Genomic DNA, 17720 nt, shown 5'->3' with positions numbered 1-17720 from the left:
ATCCGATGCAATAAAAGAATGCCATTATCCATTTTTTCTGAAGGGGAAGGGAGTTCAGGCATGAAAAAAATGAAAGTGGGTATCATCGGTTGCGGTAAAATTAGCGGAATTTACATGGAAAATTGCCATCGTTTCGACATTCTGGAGCTGTTCGCAGTAGCGGATCTGGACCAAGGTCGGGCAGAGGAGCAGGCGAAAACGTTCAACGTTCCAAACGTATATACGGTAGATGAGATTTTGGCTGATCCGCAGATCGAACTCATCATTAATTTGACCATCCCGGGCGTTCACGCTGATGTGTGTCTAAGAGCTCTTGAGGCTGGCAAGCATGTCTATGTGGAGAAGCCACTTGCTGTCACCCGAGAGCAGGGCCAGGCAGTCTTGGATCTTGCTCAACAAAAAGGACTGCTTGTCGGCTGCGCACCGGAGACCTTCTTTGGTTCCGGTATACAGACATCATTAAAACTGATTGAAGACGGAGTCATTGGGAATCCGGTAGCTGCTACGGCTTTTATGATGATTCGTGGACACGAACATTGGCATCCTGATCCTGAATTTTATTATGCAGCTGGTGGTGGTCCGATGTTTGATATGGGACCTTATTATTTGACGGCTCTGGTGCAATTGCTGGGACCGATTGCCGCCATTTCGGGCATGACCAGCAAAGCGATGGATCAGAGAACAATTACGAGCGAGAAAAAGAGAGGCCAGACCATCTCAGTCGATATTCCGACCCATGTGGCTGGATTGTTGCGTTTCAAGCAGGGAGCTGTTGGTACGCTGATTACCAGCTTTGACATCTTTGGTGGAAGTACTCTGCCACCGATCGAGGTATATGGTACGCATGGCACGTTGCAGGTACCTGACCCGAACACATTCGGAGGGCCAGTTCGCTTTAGGCTGGTAGGTGAGCAAAATTGGACCGAGGTCCCGCTGCTGCCAGGTTACCAGGAGAATACACGAGGTATCGGTGTTGCTGATATGGCCTATGCAATCCGGAATGGACGCCCCCACCGCGCCAGCGGGGAACTGGCCTACCATGTGCTGGAAGCGATGTGGGCATTTCATGATTCTTCCGATCAACAGACCTTTTATCAGATGCAGAGTACATGTCAGCGCCCGGCGGCCTTACCGGGAAATCTACCCTTATATACATTAGATGTGTAAACGAGTACCAGCCTGAAGCTGTATTCGCAGCATATAAAATTACAAGATTGAGGATGGCCCCAATAGCAGGCCTGGGATTTGCCTATTCTGCTCTAGATGTTTCAGTGCTGTTAAAAAGAAGGCTCCAGTTCCGCTTTGACTGCGGCTTTGGAGTCTTCTTAGTTAACTGTTAGGAACAACATGCTACATAATTGTATCCCTCGAAAAGATCTTAATGCTATAAAAAAATAGCAGCATCATCACGAGGAATGCGCTAGATAGGACTGTTTAACTTGATTATTTTTATGATGTCGCTCTAATATAAAAGAAACACCCGCTAGACATCTATGTACTCTTAATACTGCGGCGCTGTGAATGTATTTTTGATTGTTCAAAAATAATAGATTGATAGATTGCTAATATGTGAGCAAGAATAATATCGCAATTATAATTTTAAAAGAGGGTGAAAATATGTGTAGATACGCAATGTACGGCCCATACAAAGATATCTTTGCCTGCTTTGTATGTAGGAAGGTATATAAACAAACATCCCGTTTTGAGATTCCAAAGGAAAAATATGAGGGGATTGTCCATGTCTGTCCGCAATGCCAGGCGCCTATGCATGACATGGGGCATGATTTTCAAGCCCCGAAGCAAACGGATATCAAGCAGTGGAAAAAGATAGAGCTTCTGTACCAAAATGGATATACATACCATTCCTGCGGTTGTGGCGGTCCTGGGTACAGACCTTCCCGGCTGCAAGAGGTTCCTGAATTCCTGAATGCGCAGCGAAAGTTTGAGAATGAGGGAGAGGCATTGCTGCATCGGCTTTTGCAGAGTTAATTGAACCGAGCAAGTAACAAACATGGACTATTCGTAGTGTGGTCATAAGGAGGTCACCATGAGAAATTGTGCACTTTATAGCTCAACCTTCGATCTGGATCAGGTTGAGAAATTATTAAATTCGATTTATCCCAATAATCAGATACACGTGAATGAAAGCAAAACTAGGTTTGAGGTCAAAGGCAAGGGCTGGTTTAATAAGAAAGTCAAAGGGTTTAATATAATGACCAGCAAAACGAATCCGGAGGAGTTTGCCTCCATGCTTAACGGAATGATAAATTTTTTCAGTCAGATTCCTGCTGAGAACAAACAGCTGCAGCAAAAGCTACTGATCAAGATAAGTACGCTGAATATGGTGATTGGTGTGGAGACCGAGGAGGATATATCCAAAGCCTTTTTTGCCGAATTGCTTGATTTTATAAATTCGCTGGATGGGCTAATGTTCTGGGGTGGCGGTAATTTGCTTGCACCTGACGGAAGTCTGTTATTAGATGTTAATGGACGTTCGGAAGTGGAAGATTATACAGTTACTGCTCATGTCAGTTATTTGCATGGAGAGGACCGAATTAGCGAATCCGGGATGAAGCGAAAGCTGCAGTCGGAAAAGAAATTGGTCGATCAAGGCTTTACGCAAATGCCGCCGATCCCAGGCAGGCTAGGAGATGAAGCCGCAGACAGCATCCGTTCTCTTAAGGAAGTGGCTGGCCGAGCCGTTGCTTTATGTATTGTGGCACTGAAAGGTGAGTGTATCGGTGCGGGTGAAAGCATGGAAGACACGAAACGGATAATAAATCAAGTGACTGATCAGTATGGCGCGGACCGTTTCTTTTCACCAGAAGAAAAAAGATTCCTATTCAATGATTACGTCGATGAGTCGGAAGGTATCCAGTTCTCTTGGCGTTATGAAGGCTTTTGGGTTCTGTTATGGGCTTTGGGCCATCTTGATCAGCTAGGTGACCCAACTGGGATTTGCGACGTGCCCTTGTCTGTTTCAAAGCTGCAGCAATTTTACTCGTTTGAAGATTTTCTGTCAAACTCAAGGCTGCGCAGCAGCAAGGAAATTTTAGATGAAGCCGATTTAATTTGGCGTTATGACTGGTTGTGTGTGGATAGCCGTATTCATAAACAGCCCGCCCCTGGAAATCTGGATGATGGTGTAGTGTATGAACGTCATCGTGTGCTAAAATGGCTCACTAGTTACATGGGACAGGAGTGGGATGATGTGCGCACAGATACATAATAGGAAGCCTGAAAAGCAACAATCCTCTACCGAATAAGTAGAGGATTGTTTGTTTGAGGAGTTTAATCGACAGCTACATAAATAAAACAAAGTTAGACAAGACAACTGATAGCAGAAAGGTGTCTTGTTTTGTATTTTTAGGACCCATGCCAAGGAGTTAGGAAAACAGATTTTAAAACTTTTTACTCATCAAGGAATAGTACTGAAAAACAAAAATATATATGCCTTAGGTCGCTTTGATAAATTTACATAGCTGGAAACGATGCAGAAAATCTATTATGTACGAATATGCCGGAGGGAATGCCGCCACTGTAAAAAGCAATATGGATCATGTACTGAATAAAAACCTGGCTCTAGTGATTGGAGAATTCGGTATCAAACATACGAGTGGCGATGTGGATGAGGCTACCATTATGAGTTACGCTGAACAAAAAGGTGTAGGTTATCTAGCATGGTCTTGGAAAGGAAACAGTCCGGGTCTCGATTATCTGGATATGGCCACTGACTGGCAAGGATCAAGCTTTACGGAACAAGGTCGTATTATCATCGAGGGTCCCAATGGTATTAGGGATACATCGAGATTAAGCACAGTTTTTGGCGGTTCAGTTCAACAAGCAGTCATCCAGTAACCATGAGTATTAAACGTAGTCAACGATGTCCAGTATGAAAACAAGCTTCTTTTGCTGTAAACAGAGCCGCTAAAATAGGCGTCTTTGTTTGTTATGGAGACGACTAAAAGTATACTAAGTTGAGAAAGCAGCTACAATGTTCATTAGAGAAGGAGCATCCTAAGCACCTGGACTTAACAGAACATATTAGAATCAGAAGCGGTTAATTTTACTGAATAAAATGAATTAAGGAGTGGAAGAAATGGCGCGTGTTTTATTTATTAATGGTGGATCAGAGGGACATATCAATCCAACCATTGGAGTTGTGCAAGAGCTTATTTCGCGTGGAGAAGAGGTAGTGTACTTTTCTATTGAAGCTTTTAGGGAACGTATGGAGAGAACGGGGGCTTCAGTACGAACATTTGACGATCAAAAATTTATAAAAGCTTTTATCTCAGGTGGCAGAGATTATTTGCTGGAAAGAATCAACGGTCTTTTACTTACAGCAGATATCGTCATTCCGAGCGTTCTCGAACAGATCAAAGGAGAGCATTTTGAGTACATCATCCATGATTCCATGTTTGGTTGTGGACGTTTGCTTGCTCAAATTCTTAAGCTTCCTGCAATCAACTCTTGTACTTCTTTTGCCCAGACAAAGGAATCATTTAATCATATTATGGAACAATTCTCCAATCATGTCCCTACAGATATAGTTAAACCTATAAACGAAAAATTTCAAAACTTGACGGCGATGGTGAAGGATAAATATGGCGTGGAGATCCATTCACCTTACGAAGTGTTTTGTAATCCTGCACCACTTACAATCGTATATACAACAAGGGAGTTTCAACCTTATGGAGAAGAATTAGACCAAACTTATAAATTTGTAGGTCCATCCATCTCTTCACGCTTAACACAAGAAAACTTCGATTTTACTGCAATCAAGGGGAACAACCCAATTTACATTTCGCTGGGTACAGTCTTTAACCAAGCAGTTGACTTCTATAAGCTTTGTTTTGAGGCATTTGGGAACATGGATCATACGATTGTTATGTCGATCGGAAAGAGAACTCAAATTTCCGATTTAGGAGAAGTTCCTGAAAACTTCATTGTAAAAAATGAGGTCCCACAAACGGATATTCTGCAATACACTAAATTATTTATTACCCATGGTGGAATGAATAGTACCCATGAAGGGCTCTTTTACGGGGTTCCGCTGATCGTCATCCCGCAAAGCGCGGATCAGCCGGTTATTGCGGGGCGAGTCGCCGATGTGGGAGCAGGCATTAAGTTGCAAATGGAAAGCTTGACTGCACATCAATTACGTGAAGCCGCAGAGCATGTGTTAAGCCGCCCATCTTTCAAAAAAGCTGTTGCACATATTAGAGAATCCTTTCGAAAAACAGGTGGGTATCACCAAGCTGTTGATGAGATTTTCACATTTAAAAGCCAATATCATATCTAAATATATAAATGTAAGCTCGTCTATTGCAGCATATTAGGGAATTAGGTACAATTTACTCATACTAGCTAAGTGTAAGCTGGAAGGAGAGAGTAAAGGTTGAAGCAGGAGTATTGTACACCGACTCAGCACCCAAAATGGTTTGGACTTGCTATTCAAGCGCTTGTTATTTTGTCTCAGGAGGACAAAAGCATAGCTTGTCCAAGTATTGAACTCGCCAAATATCTTCAGTCGGAGCCTTCTCTGCTGCGCCGTATACTTTCCGTTCTCGCCAAGGAAGGATTTATCGGAACCCGGGAAGGACGTGACGGCGGGTACCACCTTAGAAAACCTGCAGAGTCTATACGACTGGTTGATGTGTACGATGTATTTCGTTCAGGCAGCAGGTTTTCCTTTGGTATTATCGAGACAGCTGGCACGCATCCGCTCGGTAAATGTATGAAATCTACGCTTGAGGATATTACTCAAGAAATGGATGACAGTATACGCGGAGTATTAAGCAAGTACACGATTGCTGATCTCGCCGAACAGCTGGAAGCAAAGCTTTAGATGAATCTGGAAAAAGAAGGTTGACAGCGGCTTGCTTAGATTTTATACTGTGCAATATAAACAACAGTTAAATGCAAGCCGCGCAAAGCGGAAAAATTTTTGGGAGTTTTCATGGCACTTCGTTTTAGCAGAATTCAAGCCTTGACTAATCGCTTAGCCTGAATTTAACTGTGCTGAATAAAAAACAGTATCTACTCAAAGGAGGATTCATAATGTTAACCTCAACTCAAGCTGTGCAGAACTCCGCCTTGTTTGCCGATGTCATCCGCGAGCGTCGCTCTGTGCGTCATTATGACAAATCGGTTCGTTTGTCTCACGAGGAAATTAAGGAGCTGCTGAAAGAAGCGACGCTTGCGCCTTCTTCGAGTAATGTTCAACCGTGGCGCTTCTTGGTAATTGAGACGGAGGAATTGAAAGCAAAACTGCAGCCCATCGCCTACAATCAATCCCAGGTTACTGAGGCTGCTGCAGTGATCGTTGTGCTTGGTGATACGGAAGGATATAAGAAGCTTGATGAAGTTTTCGGCGAAGCAGTAAAGTACGGCTATATAGCGGAAGATACCGCTAAATCGTTCGTGGAAAGATCAATTCATACGTATGCTTCATTGCCGGAGGAAAGCCTTCACAAAATCATTCATATCGATGGTGGTATTGTATCCCAGCAGCTCATGCTGGTTGCACGTGCTCACGGCTACGATACTGTCGCAATGGGCGGCTATAATGCGGCCGAGCTTAAGCAAGCGTTCGGCATCGGAGACCGATACATTCCAATTATGCTGATTGCACTTGGCAAAGCGGCACAACCAGGTCATCAGACAACTCGGCTACCGATCGACGACATCACATTCTTTAACGAGATGCCTGTTAATTAAAATTTTAGTTCAAAAGTATATACAAAATGTAAAGAATTTAATTCTATGAATGAACAGAGGCAAGAAATGACAACTTAAGGAAGTAGTATACATTCACAATTTCCAAAGGAGGATATCTGTTATGGCTCACCAGAAGAGAAGGAAAGAAGCTGCATGGAAGTCACGAAAGCAAGAACAGCATCCCCATGGTAAAATCAAATCGCTTAAGGAATTATCCAGCGAACAAGATTGAGGAGTATACTACTTGGAAGAGAAGGGCTGCCGATGACATTTATCGGCAGTCCTTCTTTTGTTGAAATAATCTCTGCTTTATCGGGGAGACGACATAGCTATTTCATGGGGAGGCACCGATAACTTGCCGATCGGTGGAGACCAGCCTTCGCTTGCAAGAAGAGGCAAATTGATGATACCGTAGATTTGATGAAAGTAAAATTTGGATGGGGTTGAAAAATCGTGAAGAAACTAAGTAGAATTTTGCTTGTAGGCTTAAGCTTGGGATTGGGCCTGGCAATCGGTAATGTGCAACCTCCTGCCGTTTCAGCGGCCGGTACCGAATATTATGTGGCGACGAGTGGCAGCGATTCCAACGCGGGAACGAGCGACGCGCCGTGGAAAACGCTTCAGCATGCGGCCGACGCCGTCCCTCCGGGCAGCAAGGTCTACGTCCGCGGCGGAGTATACAAGGAGAAACTGAAAATTACCCGATCTGGCTCTGCATCGCAAGGCCCCATAGTGTTCGCAAGCTATGGCAACGAAACCGCCATTGTCGACGGGACTGGACTATCGGCCAGCGGGAACGAAGGATTAATCGAATTGGCCGACGTTGATTATGTCACCATCCAGGGGTTTGAAATCCGCAATTTTACTACTACTTCTAAAAATGCAGTGCCTACAGGAATTTACGTCCACGGTGCAGGGGGCTTCATCAATCTGTCTGATAACAAAATCCATGACATCAAAAACACAGCCACCCCAACTGGCAAAGACCGACTGGGCCGGGATGCCCACGGCATTGCTGTTTATGGCACCAAAGCTCCTGCATCGATTCACAACCTGACAATTAACGGTAACGAACTATACAATCTCGTACTCGGCTCCAGCGAAGCGGTCGTATTAAACGGTAATGTGGATGGTTTTACAGTAACTAGTAACCTCATTCACGATAACGACAACATTGGAATCGATCTGATCGGCTTTGAAGGAACCGCGCCGAATACGACTTACGATCAAGCGCGGAACGGGCTGGTGAAGAGCAACCGGGTTTATAATAACTCTGTTCGAAACAACCCATCCTATAAGAGCGGTGACAACTCGGCCGGCGGTATTTATGTGGATGGGGGCAAGGAAAGCATTATTGAACAGAATTACAGCTATAACAACGACATCGGCGTTGAAATTGCCTCCGAGCATGTTGGCAAAGCCACCAGCAACATTACGGTCCGCAGTAATGTGATATATAATAATCGGTTAACAGGCATTGCCATGGGTGGATACGATGATGAGCGTGGCTCAACAGTTAACTGCAAGATCGTGAACAATACAGTATACAAGAACGATACATTTGACGACGGAAGCGGCCAGCTTTTGGTTCAGTACAATACGCGAAACAACGTGATTAAGAACAATATTTTTGTAGCCAGCTCGACTGATGTGTTGATCTACAATGGAAACACCAAAAACACTGGCAATATTGTGGATTATAATCTATATTTTGCACCCAGCGGCAATTCGGAAGCCAATTGGACCTGGAAAAATAAAGAATATGTAGGCTTCTCCGCGTACAAATCAGGAACAGGTAACGACACCCATTCTCTATTTTCCGATCCTAAATTCATGAATGCCACGAAGGGCGACTTCCATTTGCAATCTTCCTCACCAGCGATCGATTCTGGATCAACGGATAACGCCATTATCGAAACTGAGGATATCGACGGCGAGCCCCGCGTGAAAGGGACGGCCGTCAATATCGGTGCAGATGAGTGAAGCAAAACTAGCTTATATCAAAAGCCCTCTAGATTTGAGGGCTTTGTCTTTTATAACCAGTTTGAGGGAACTACACTTTATCCAAATCTAAATAAGGAGTAACGAAAATGAACCTAGAACTAGGCGGGAAATTACAATGGGGAAAAGCTCAGCAAGGAGGCTGAATATTCGTTCTGTACTCTTTAGGTGTAATTCCCTATTTCTTTTGAACACTTTAATAAAATAACTAGAGGAATTCAAACCACATTCTAAGCAAATTTCTTGGATGCTTCGTGTTGTGCTGCACATGTTGAATAGATTCATAAAGCGTATTATCTAGATGTGTGATTTGTGTGAGCATGCTAAAACTCCTCAATTGATAATATAGATATATGAATAGAGAACAATGTACATTGTTTCTAGATCCTTCGATGATATAATTTTATCTGTAAAATAGAAAAACACGAACTGAAAAAATAATCTATTACCAGGAGGGCCTATGGATATTGAAAAAATAAAGCAAATTATTAATTCGGGGGAAATGTATGATGATGCGGCTGAAGATATATCAGCACTTAGAGCACATGCGATTTCAATGAGTCGGAAATACAATCATAAAGTAAATACGAACGATGAATACGATATGTCTATCTTAAAAGATTTATTTGCTGAAGTCGGAGAGAATGTATATATTGAGTCCAACTTCCGGTGCGAGTTTGGTTTTAATATTTCTATCGGGAATAATGTATATATCAACCATGATATGATTATTCTCGATTGTAATGAAGTGAAAATTGGTAACGAGGTCTATATTGGACCTAGGGCAGGACTATATGCAGCAAATCATGCTGAAGATCCTTATGAACGTGCAGAAAAAGGGGTTTATTCCGCCCCTATAATCCTAGAAGATCATGTGTGGCTTGGTGGTGATGTTAAAATTACACAAGGAGTGTCCATCGGCAAAAATAGTATTATTGGAGCTGGGAGTGTAGTTACTAAAGATATCCCGCCCAATTTCATTGCTGCAGGTAATCCATGTAAAGTCATTCGACCCATTAGATTTTCTGACAATCCGTGGAGGAGACCCAAATGAATGACTCTTACATAGGACATTTCATGGGGGAGTTCAGTGAAATAAGAGGGCACAACACCGTGTTGTGCTCCCTTATTTAGTATTATAGAAACGATAATTTTTAAAGTGGGAGGAGGACAGTCCGTGAATAAAGAAGAACAGGTCAGAGTGGGTTTCAGAGACTTATTCAACAAGATGGTTTGGCTCAATAAGTTTAAAATGGAAGACCGTCTTAAGGGTTATAAGCCTTCTGAAGTACATTGCATCGAATATATTGAAAGAAATATAGATTCAAACGTGACAAAACTGGCGGAATCTCTTTATATGACTAGCGGTGCCATCAGCAAAATAACGAAGAAACTCATAAAAAAAGGCCTTATCGAAAGCTACCAGAAGCCGGAAAACAAGAAAGAAATCTATTTTAGGCTTACTGAGCAAGGGAAAGTAATCTATAAAATCCATGAGGATCTGCACAAAGAGTTTCAAGAGCGGGATAAAGCCATATTTGAGCAGGTAACCGAGGAGCAATTTGACAGCATGCTCAGCTTCATAGAGAAGTATAGTAGACATTTGGATACAGAAATAAAGAAACAGGGTGTAGATGTGAATTCGGAATAAATTTAAATATTGAAAATTAAACCACAGCAGCCAGGCTCTATGAGTAGGGGCTGCATTTTTACTGCTATTATTTTGTTGCCAAGGAAGGAAAATAGTGATACGATGTTTTTGTTTCCGAGGAAGCAAAATAAAATCTTTTGAGGAGAGAACTCAAGTGTTCAAATTTAATTCAAACAATGAACAGAATAGAGAACAGGCCATAGATAAGAAGGCTTTAATATTCGGTCTGATGTCTGTGTTTCTTTGTGGAATAGGCTTCAGCATCATAACACCTGTCGTCCCATTCTTAGTCCAGCCTTATTTAAGTAATCCTGGAGATCAAGCCATTTTTGTTACACTGTTGACCTCTGTTTATGCAGTCTGTGTGTTTTTTGCGGCCCCCGGACTTGGGGCTTTAAGCGACAGATATGGCCGTCGTCCATTACTCTTGGTATGCCTTTTGGGTTCTGCACTTGGATACTTCATTTTTGGTATGGGCGGAGCTCTATGGGTATTATTTGTTGGCCGTATAATAGAAGGTATAGCAGGGGGGAGCATTAGCACTCTGTTTGCATATTTTGCAGACATCACTCCTAGAGAACATCGCACCAAATACTTTGGGTGGGTAAGTGCGGTTGCAGGTGTAGGCTCCGCCGTTGGTCCTGCTCTAGGAGGGTTGATTGCCAAGTTTGGTTATTCTGCACCTATGTATTTGGGGGCGATCATAACTTTATTAAATGTTGTTTATGGATTCTTTTTTATGTCTGAGAGTCATGTCAAGAATAATAGACTAAAAATGATCACCTTGGTAAGACTTAATCCATTTACACAGCTTGTAAACGTACTTTCCATAAAGAACTTAATGAGATTACTTGTCTCAGCGTTCTTAATTTGGATACCCAACGGATCTTTACAGGCAATTTTTTCACAATTTACAATAGATACTTTCCATTGGGCACCTACACTAATCGGACTTATGTTTTCAATTTTGGGCGTCCAAGATATCATCTCACAAGGTTTTATAATGCCCAAGCTTTTGAAAAAACTCAGTGATGCACAGATAGCAATTCTTGGAATGATATCGGAGATTATAGGCTACGGGTTTATTGCGCTATCTGCTTTGTTCTCATTCTATCCATTGATTATCGCCGGAATGTTTATATTTGGTTTTGGTGATTCGATCTTCGGACCTTCATTCAATGGAATGCTCTCCAAATCTGTCGATTCTAGTGAACAAGGAAGGATTCAAGGAGGCAGCCAATCTATTCAAGCTTTAGCAAGGATAATCGGGCCTATCCTAGGAGGACAAATCTATGTATCCCTTGGTCATGCCGCGCCCGCTTTTATGGGGATGATCCTTATAGCAGCGGCAATACTAGTTCTGTATAAAGGTACGCATGTCGATAAGTAAATGCGGAGGTTTCAGGGCTAATGCAAAAAAAAGATGACCTTGGTGAATTCAAGGATCATCTTTTTATATAAAACAATTGAATACGAATAAACGCTATGATATAATCGGTAGCGCCATTGACAAATTATATAAACGTTCAAATATTATTATCCCTACTTTTATAGTACATCTAGAAGTTTGATTTGTCAATGCTTTTTTATCCCCAAAAAATAACAGAAAGGACAGTGGAAGGTGCGATAAAGCTGCTTACATCCTCAAGCGGCTTTAGGAAGAAGTATGCGGCGACTTACTTCAACGGTGACTAGGCATGATCATGATGGTTCGCTTTTTTCTCTATATTAATGGTTAGGAGAGATGTTGAATGAATTCACTGGTTCTCGATTTTCAAGAAATGGATGACACACAGCTTTTGCTTGTTGGTGGAAAAGGGCTCAATTTAGGGGAGTTATCAAAAATTGAAGGAATACAAGTCCCAGAAGGATTTTGTGTTACAACAGTGGGATATCAAAAAGCCATCGAACAAAACGAAAGGGTTCATGCTTTGTTGGATCGGCTAACTACGCTTAAAGTAGAAGATCGAAAACAAATTGGTGAAATCAGCCAAAAGATTCGACAGGTCATTATGGAAGTAGCCATTCCTTCCGATGTTGTAGAAGCAGTTGCTCACTATCTCTCCCAGTTTGGCGATGAATATGCTTATGCCGTGCGTTCTAGTGCGACGGCCGAGGATTTACCGCATGCTTCTTTTGCTGGTCAACAAGATACCTATTTAAATATAATCGGCAAAGAATCCGTCTTGGAGCATATCCGCAAATGTTGGGCTTCTTTATTTACGGAACGCGCGGTAATTTACCGAATGCAGAATGGATTTGATCACAGCCAAGTTTATTTATCTGTTATCGTTCAAAGGATGGTGTTCCCACAGGCTTCAGGGATTTTATTTACCGCTGATCCCATCAATGGCAACCGAAAAGTGCTCTCTATCGATGCTAGTTTCGGACTCGGAGAAGCGCTGGTCTCCGGCTTGGTATCTGCTGATTGTTATCAAGTAAAGGATGGGGTAATCATCAGCAAGAGGATCGAAACCAAAAAAATGGCTATTTATGGACGAGAAGAAGGCGGAATAGAGACCAAGCAGTTCAATCCTGATCAGCAAAAAACGCAAACCCTTACGGATCAACAAATTTTACAACTGGAGCGTATTGGAAGACAGATTGAAGAACATTTCGGATGTCCCCAAGACATCGAATGGTGTTTGGCTGATGATACATTTTATATTGTCCAGAGCCGACCTATCACCACTTTATATCCCATTCCTGAAGCAACTGACCAGGAGAACCACGTGTACGTATCTGTTGGGCATCAGCAAATGATGACGGATCCTATTAAACCACTGGGGATATCTGTTTGGAGGTTAACAGGTTCCGCTCCTATGTTTAAAGCTGGTGGTGGAAGGCTGTTTGTAGATATTACGAAGGGCCTGGCTTCACCGGATGGAAGGCAAAATTTATTGGATGTTTTAGGGCACTCCGATCCGCTCATAAAAGACGCGCTTATTACCATTATAGAGCGGGGAGATTTTATAAAATTGGACCCATATGACAAAAGCGAACAGGGGCCTGTTAAAAGCCATAAGGGTATGTCGTCTGCGGATATTCTGGCAGAAGCAGGAAACGATCCAGCAATTGTTGCTGAATTGATTGAGAGTAGTGAGACATCGTTATCCGCATTAAAACATAACATTCAAACGAAATCAGGATTGGATGTATTGGATTGCATCTTGGAAGATATGCAGCAACGGAGGCAGCGTGCGTCAGATCTGAAAAATTTGAATGTGATTATGTCTGCCATCCATGCTTCAGCATGGATCAATGAAAAAATGAGTGAATGGCTAGGTGAAAAAAACGTAGCAGACACACTTTCTCTATCTGTACCTAACAACATCACTTCTGAAATGGGTATGGAGCTACTGGATGTTGCAGATGTGATTCGTCCCTATCCGAAAATAATTGAGTATTTAGAACAGGTGAAGATTGATAACTTTTTGGATGAACTGGTTCAGTTTGAAGGTGGGCAGCAGGTGCGTGATGCTATTGCTGCTTATCTCGACAAGTATGGAATGCGATGTGCCGGAGAGATCGATATTACAAGAACACGCTGGAGTGAAAAACCAAGTATACTGATACCTATGATCCTCAGTAACATTAAAAACCTTGAGCCTGGCGCCAGTAAACGAAAATTTGAGCAAGGGCGACAGGAAGCTTTGGAAAAAGAACAGGACTTATTAGCTCGATTGAAACAATTACCGGATGGTGAACAAAAAGCCAAAGAGACAAAACAAATTATCGACCAGATCCGGAATTTCATCGGTTATCGTGAATATCCGAAATACGACATTGTCAGTCGCTACTTCATCTATAAACAGGCTTTATTAAAGGAAGCGGAACGACTCGTACAGGCTAACGTTCTTCATGAAAAAGAAGATATTTACTATCTTGCTTTTGAAGAATTGCAGGAAATCATACGCACAAATAAACTGGATTACCAGATCATTGACAAACGAAAAGATGAATACAGATTATATGAAAAACTAACTCCACCACGTGTTATCACGTCTGATGGAGAAATCATTACGGGTCAGTACAAACGAGAAAATATCCCCAGCGAAGCTATTGTAGGCCTTGCTGTTTCTTCGGGCGTTGTAGAGGGGCGGGCCCGTGTGATCCTGAATATAGAAGGGGCTAAACTGGAAGATGGCGATATACTAGTCACCACTTTTACCGACCCGAGCTGGACTCCATTGTTTTTATCCATAAAAGGCTTGGTTACGGAGGTGGGCGGACTAATGACCCATGGAGCCGTGATTGCACGTGAATATGGCTTGCCAGCCGTTGTGGGAGTGGAAAATGCGACCAAATTGATAAAAGATGGGCAAAGAATTCGCGTGCATGGTACTGAAGGGTATATCGAAATTCTGTAACGGATAAATGAGGAAGTTTAATTAAATGCAACTACCTACCACTTAAACGGAAAGATGTACAATCTCGAAAATAGAAGCTGTTTCTGGCGAATCTCGACATGGGTGTGCCGAATCAGTTGAAGGTGACCTGATCTTCTATGAGCTGGTCTATGATGGGGCTGAGGTGATTTCGTATACGGATAACAACTTGAGGGACGGATTTTACAGTTATTGTTATGTATAAGAGGACAAGTATATACAAGTTTAATAGCCGCGTTGCTGCGGCTTTTTTGTTTTAACGATATCTGTTCTTGTCCAAACCAAACGCCAAGAAGAGATATCGTTAGCCGAAAAAACAAGAACATGTATCGTTGTCAGCAATTGATAATGGATTTACAAGGAGCGATTTGGCATAGCAACAACGAATGAAAGGCCATCCGCAAAGGGACGGACCTTTTATTTGATGAACATTAACGGAATAAAGCTGGATTATCTTCAATCAAGCCTGCACTGGCATGTCGCTTCAAGGCCTTGACATCTTGCAGGGGGGGGAGTCCGAACAGGCGACGGTATTCCCGGTTAAATTGCGAGGGGCTTGAGTAGCCAACTTCCAAGGAGGCATTTGTTACATCCATTTGACCGCTAATGAGCAGCCTCCTGGCTTCTTGAAGCCGAAGTTGCTTCTGGTACTGTAGCGGTCCCATTGAAGTTATAGCTTTGAATTTGTGATGCAAACCGGACACGCTCATGTTGGTGGCGTTAGCGAGCTCTTTCATAGTAAAGGAACGGGCATAATGGTCTTTGATCCAAGCGATAGCCTTGCCGATACCCTCAGCTTGCTGATCAAAGAACACCTGTTGAAAGAAGAGATGGCTGTACTCACCAGATAGCAGCTTGAAGATGAGCTCCTGTTTAATTAATCCCGATAAGAAGAGGGTTTCTTCTTCAGGCTTATTAAGAAGCGATAACAGACGAACAAACAAGACAAGCAATTCCTCGTCTGCCCTTCCAATAAACGCAGCAGTCGAATGTTTATCGCGCGGGCTGACTTTTAATTGGGATTCGGTGATAACCGACGCTATTTCTTGAATGGTAAAATCAACCCGCAAGCCGATATAAGGCTGCGTATCCAAAGTGTCGGCATTCACTTGCGCTGTAGTGGGTAAGGCGATAAGTGAAGTCAAGAAATCGCCTTCCCGAGCGTAAAGAATATGCTCACCAGAATGGACTTTTTTGGAACCCTGCAGAACTAGGCAAAAAGAAGGACTCAACACAACGGGAATCGGCGGCATACGGCGGCTGTATCTGTTAATGGTCAAATAAGGGATTCGAGTTTGATAACGGCTGTCGGCACTCACTCTGCTCTCGACCATTGCCTTGGCCTGCTCCAATAAATATTGGCGCCGCTCTTGCTGCCCCGATTCCTCTAAAGCCAAGAAGGTAACCATGTCAATCTCCTTTCTTTATAAAAGTATCGATTATATCAACTTTCTTACAGGATCGAGCAATTTTTCGGCAGAAATCATCAGGTTTTCTTCTGTAGTGTAATCTATAATGACCTCAGCAGCAAATAAGATGGACAGAGAAAATAAGGAGAAGCCGAAAGCAGTTTTTAGTAAACCTCCCTGAAGTATGGTCCAAATTTCTTGCACAAGAAAGCATCGAACAACTAAGTTAAACAAGGCTCGCAAGCCCCTAGACGCGATTATAGGAGTCAGTCTCATTGTATTTCTGATGATTCATTATAAATGACCCAAAATCAACTGGGGTCAAAAAAAGAGAGAACTGCTTTTGTCATCATTTCGGCACTCGCATGGCTGATTGTCGTCCTGCTTATTTTCAAACCGAAAGTATCGGGTACGAGGAGTGTTATCGAAGTGATATATAAACCATTACATGCAGTACAACCATTTAAGGGAAACGAATGAAAACGTGGAGGGTATGAGGGTATGGCGATGAAGGATCAAAATAAACAAACTGTTTTAGTTACCGGTGGTACTGGTTTTGTGGCTGGATGGGCCATTTACGAACTCCTCAAGCGGGGATATAGAGTACGGACCACTGTAAGAAGTAAGGAGAAGGAGCTGCTGATTCGTAAAATGATACAGGGTATTGGGATAGATACCTCACCATTGTCTTTTTATATAGCGGAACTTACGAGCGATGAGGGTTGGAACCAGGCAATGGCAGGAGTGGAGTATGTGCTTCATATTGCTTCTCCACTTGTTGCGGGGGAGCATGACGACCTGAACGCTTTCGTGATCCCGGCTCGTGACGGGGCGCTTCGTGTACTTCGGTCGGCGGTTAATGCCAATGTCGGACGTGTGGTTATGACTTCTTCGCTCGCTGCCGCAACCCCGGATATTTCCAGCGAAGACCAGCAGGTCAACGAGTCGTTTTGGTCCGATCCGAACGACAAAAATCTGAATTCTTACCGCAAATCGAAAGCCATCGCCGAAAGGGCTGCTTGGGATTTTATGAAGGAGACCCCCTGCAAAACCACTTTAGCGACGATTCTTCCGGGAGCTATATTTGGGTCTTTTCTTTCTGCTTCCGTTCCGCGTTCCATCGAAGTAATACAAAAGCTGGTACAGGGGGGAGGGCCCGGTAATCCAAAAATTGGATTTGAAATCGTCGATGTACGTGATTTGGTAGACCTTCATATTCGGGCGATGACTGAGCCAAAGGCATCTGGACAACGGTATATTGCCAGCAGCGGATATATGAGGTTGGTCGATATGGCTAAGTTTTTGAAGCAGGAGTTAGGTGAAGCAGGGAAAAAGATTACTACCCGATCTATTCCGGATCTTGTGCTAAAGAATGCCGCCAAATTAAATCCATCCCTAGCCTCTTTAGTTCCAATGCTGGGACGTAAATTTCGTTACACTTCGGAAAAAGCAAGGTCGGAGCTGGGCTGGAATCCTCGTCCAGCCGAGGAGACTGTTTTGGACAGCGCAAAAAAACTGATAGAGTCTCATCTGATTTAATTAAGTATTACT

The 17720-nt window shown here is 42.9% G+C and carries 16 protein-coding genes; 14 read left to right on the top strand and 2 right to left on the bottom strand.

Going from position 1 to position 17720, the window contains the following annotated elements:
• The first annotated feature begins 60 nt into the window (after positions 1 to 60).
• From AC5V8P_RS00320 to AC5V8P_RS00280, 9 genes are all read left to right on the top strand, one after another.
• Positions 61 to 1167 (top strand): Gfo/Idh/MocA family protein, encoded by a 1107-nt coding sequence (locus tag AC5V8P_RS00320; protein WP_063210444.1) that lies wholly within the window; start codon positions 61 to 63, stop codon positions 1165 to 1167.
• 450 nt (positions 1168 to 1617) lie between these two features.
• Positions 1618 to 1989, top strand: coding sequence for a hypothetical protein (locus AC5V8P_RS00315; protein ID WP_063210442.1), 372 nt, complete (start codon positions 1618 to 1620; stop codon positions 1987 to 1989).
• Positions 1990 to 2047: 58 nt separating this feature from the next.
• Entirely contained in the window at positions 2048 to 3229 is a 1182-nt protein-coding gene (locus AC5V8P_RS00310) for a DUF4272 domain-containing protein (RefSeq protein WP_064797131.1), read from the top strand.
• A gap of 278 nt (positions 3230 to 3507) precedes the next feature.
• Positions 3508 to 3858 carry a cellulase family glycosylhydrolase gene (locus tag AC5V8P_RS00305; RefSeq protein WP_064797132.1) on the top strand — a complete coding sequence of 117 codons (351 nt, stop codon included), beginning with the start codon at positions 3508 to 3510 and terminating at the stop codon, positions 3856 to 3858.
• A gap of 241 nt (positions 3859 to 4099) precedes the next feature.
• Positions 4100 to 5302 carry a macrolide family glycosyltransferase gene (locus tag AC5V8P_RS00300; protein WP_064797133.1) on the top strand — a complete coding sequence of 401 codons (1203 nt, stop codon included), beginning with the start codon at positions 4100 to 4102 and terminating at the stop codon, positions 5300 to 5302.
• Between the two features lie 96 nt (positions 5303 to 5398).
• Entirely contained in the window at positions 5399 to 5848 is a 450-nt protein-coding gene (locus AC5V8P_RS00295) for an RrF2 family transcriptional regulator (protein WP_063210434.1), read from the top strand.
• A 212-nt stretch (positions 5849 to 6060) separates the two neighbouring features.
• Positions 6061 to 6720, top strand: coding sequence for a nitroreductase family protein (locus AC5V8P_RS00290; RefSeq protein WP_063210433.1), 660 nt, complete (start codon positions 6061 to 6063; stop codon positions 6718 to 6720).
• A gap of 121 nt (positions 6721 to 6841) precedes the next feature.
• The gene (locus tag AC5V8P_RS00285; RefSeq protein WP_014599788.1) at positions 6842 to 6952 is read left to right on the top strand and encodes a DUF6254 family protein; all 111 of its coding nucleotides are present in this window, start codon (positions 6842 to 6844) and stop codon (positions 6950 to 6952) included.
• A 221-nt stretch (positions 6953 to 7173) separates the two neighbouring features.
• A complete protein-coding gene (locus AC5V8P_RS00280; RefSeq protein ID WP_064797134.1) occupies positions 7174 to 8703 on the top strand; it encodes a right-handed parallel beta-helix repeat-containing protein in 1530 nt (509 codons plus the stop codon).
• A gap of 87 nt (positions 8704 to 8790) precedes the next feature.
• Here the strand turns inward: AC5V8P_RS00280 and AC5V8P_RS00275 are convergent, their stop codons facing one another.
• Positions 8791 to 8991 (bottom strand): AraC family transcriptional regulator, encoded by a 201-nt coding sequence (locus tag AC5V8P_RS00275; RefSeq protein ID WP_458139747.1) that lies wholly within the window; start codon positions 8989 to 8991, stop codon positions 8791 to 8793.
• 190 nt (positions 8992 to 9181) lie between these two features.
• Between AC5V8P_RS00275 and AC5V8P_RS00270 the strand changes: the two genes are divergently transcribed.
• The 4 genes from AC5V8P_RS00270 to ppsA all read left to right on the top strand — a co-directional run bounded on the left by AC5V8P_RS00270 (position 9182) and on the right by ppsA (position 14742).
• Positions 9182 to 9775: a sugar O-acetyltransferase gene (locus tag AC5V8P_RS00270; RefSeq protein WP_081276824.1), complete on the top strand. Its 594-nt coding sequence runs from the start codon at positions 9182 to 9184 to the stop codon at positions 9773 to 9775.
• A gap of 123 nt (positions 9776 to 9898) precedes the next feature.
• Positions 9899 to 10372 carry a MarR family transcriptional regulator gene (locus AC5V8P_RS00265; protein WP_064797135.1) on the top strand — a complete coding sequence of 158 codons (474 nt, stop codon included), beginning with the start codon at positions 9899 to 9901 and terminating at the stop codon, positions 10370 to 10372.
• A gap of 154 nt (positions 10373 to 10526) precedes the next feature.
• Positions 10527 to 11762: an MFS transporter gene (locus AC5V8P_RS00260; RefSeq protein ID WP_064797136.1), complete on the top strand. Its 1236-nt coding sequence runs from the start codon at positions 10527 to 10529 to the stop codon at positions 11760 to 11762.
• Positions 11763 to 12123: 361 nt separating this feature from the next.
• Positions 12124 to 14742 carry a phosphoenolpyruvate synthase gene (gene ppsA, locus AC5V8P_RS00255; RefSeq protein ID WP_064797137.1) on the top strand — a complete coding sequence of 873 codons (2619 nt, stop codon included), beginning with the start codon at positions 12124 to 12126 and terminating at the stop codon, positions 14740 to 14742.
• A gap of 449 nt (positions 14743 to 15191) precedes the next feature.
• Here the strand turns inward: ppsA and AC5V8P_RS00250 are convergent, their stop codons facing one another.
• Positions 15192 to 16169 (bottom strand): AraC family transcriptional regulator, encoded by a 978-nt coding sequence (locus AC5V8P_RS00250; protein WP_064797138.1) that lies wholly within the window; start codon positions 16167 to 16169, stop codon positions 15192 to 15194.
• A gap of 507 nt (positions 16170 to 16676) precedes the next feature.
• Here AC5V8P_RS00250 and AC5V8P_RS00245 point away from each other — a divergent pair.
• Positions 16677 to 17708, top strand: a complete 1032-nt coding sequence (locus AC5V8P_RS00245; protein WP_064797191.1) for an NAD-dependent epimerase/dehydratase family protein — start codon at positions 16677 to 16679, stop codon at positions 17706 to 17708.
• Positions 17709 to 17720 lie beyond the last annotated feature (12 nt).

This window comes from Paenibacillus sp. N119s, from assembly GCF_059447605.1.
Note: the sequence above shows the minus strand (reverse complement) of the source record. Positions and strands in the feature narration are given on the sequence as shown.

Bases quoted from the DNA above. Each gene is read 5' to 3' on its own strand.
- AC5V8P_RS00270 (WP_081276824.1), top strand. From the start codon at position 9,182: ATGGATATTGAAAAAATAAAGCAAATTATTAATTCGGGGGAAATGTAT.
- AC5V8P_RS00285 (WP_014599788.1), top strand. From the start codon at position 6,842: ATGGCTCACCAGAAGAGAAGGAAAGAAGCTGCATGGAAGTCACGAAAG.
- AC5V8P_RS00315 (WP_063210442.1), top strand. From the start codon at position 1,618: ATGTGTAGATACGCAATGTACGGCCCATACAAAGATATCTTTGCCTGC.
- AC5V8P_RS00320 (WP_063210444.1), top strand. From the start codon at position 61: ATGAAAAAAATGAAAGTGGGTATCATCGGTTGCGGTAAAATTAGCGGA.
- AC5V8P_RS00300 (WP_064797133.1), top strand. From the start codon at position 4,100: ATGGCGCGTGTTTTATTTATTAATGGTGGATCAGAGGGACATATCAAT.
- ppsA (WP_064797137.1), top strand. From the start codon at position 12,124: ATGAATTCACTGGTTCTCGATTTTCAAGAAATGGATGACACACAGCTT.
- AC5V8P_RS00290 (WP_063210433.1), top strand. From the start codon at position 6,061: ATGTTAACCTCAACTCAAGCTGTGCAGAACTCCGCCTTGTTTGCCGAT.
- AC5V8P_RS00245 (WP_064797191.1), top strand. From the start codon at position 16,677: ATGAAGGATCAAAATAAACAAACTGTTTTAGTTACCGGTGGTACTGGT.
- AC5V8P_RS00250 (WP_064797138.1), bottom strand. From the start codon at position 16,169: ATGGTTACCTTCTTGGCTTTAGAGGAATCGGGGCAGCAAGAGCGGCGC.
- AC5V8P_RS00310 (WP_064797131.1), top strand. From the start codon at position 2,048: ATGAGAAATTGTGCACTTTATAGCTCAACCTTCGATCTGGATCAGGTT.
- AC5V8P_RS00305 (WP_064797132.1), top strand. From the start codon at position 3,508: ATGTACGAATATGCCGGAGGGAATGCCGCCACTGTAAAAAGCAATATG.
- AC5V8P_RS00275 (WP_458139747.1), bottom strand. From the start codon at position 8,991: ATGTGCAGCACAACACGAAGCATCCAAGAAATTTGCTTAGAATGTGGT.